Below are 614 nucleotides of genomic sequence, written 5' to 3' on the forward strand. Positions count from 1 at the left end.
CTGCATCCCCCTTGCGCGATCTTTTGACCCGTCACCGTCGCGCGCTGCTGGCGATGAGCGGCCTCGTGATCGCGCTCAATGTCGTGAACTACACGCTGCTCAGCTACATGCCGACCTATCTGGAACGCCGCCTCGGGCTGTCGACCGACGCTGCCCTTGCGGTGCCGCTGGCGGGGATGCTGTTCATGATGGTGCTGTTGCCTTTTGCAGGGGCACTTTCCGACCGCATCGGTCGAAAGCCGATGTGGATGGCCTCGCTGATCGGGCTCATGCTTGCGGTAGTACCACTCTATCATGTGATGGATGCGGGACCGGCGAGCGCGGTCATCGGCTATGCGCTCCTGGGAATGCTCTATGTTCCGCAACTCGCGACGATATCCGCGACGTTCCCGGCATTCTTCCCGACGCCGGTGCGCTTTGCGGGCTTCGCGATCGCCTACAACCTCTCGACCTCGCTGTTCGGTGGCACTGCGCCGGCCGTCAACGCCTGGCTGATCGACCGGACGGGCGATCAGCTTATGCCTGCCTACGTGATGATCGCCGCCTGCGTGGTGGGCCTCGTGGCATTGCGATTCACCGACGAGACTGCCGGCAAGCCACTACGGGCTGCCTGA

The 614-nt window shown here is 63.5% G+C and carries 1 protein-coding gene; it reads left to right on the forward strand.

Annotated elements, in window-relative coordinates:
• A partial coding sequence (locus ACYPYD_RS18035; protein ID WP_459664605.1) for an MFS transporter occupies positions 1-614 on the forward strand: 614 nt, incomplete at its 5' end.

This window comes from Novosphingobium sp. 11B (assembly GCF_054589055.1).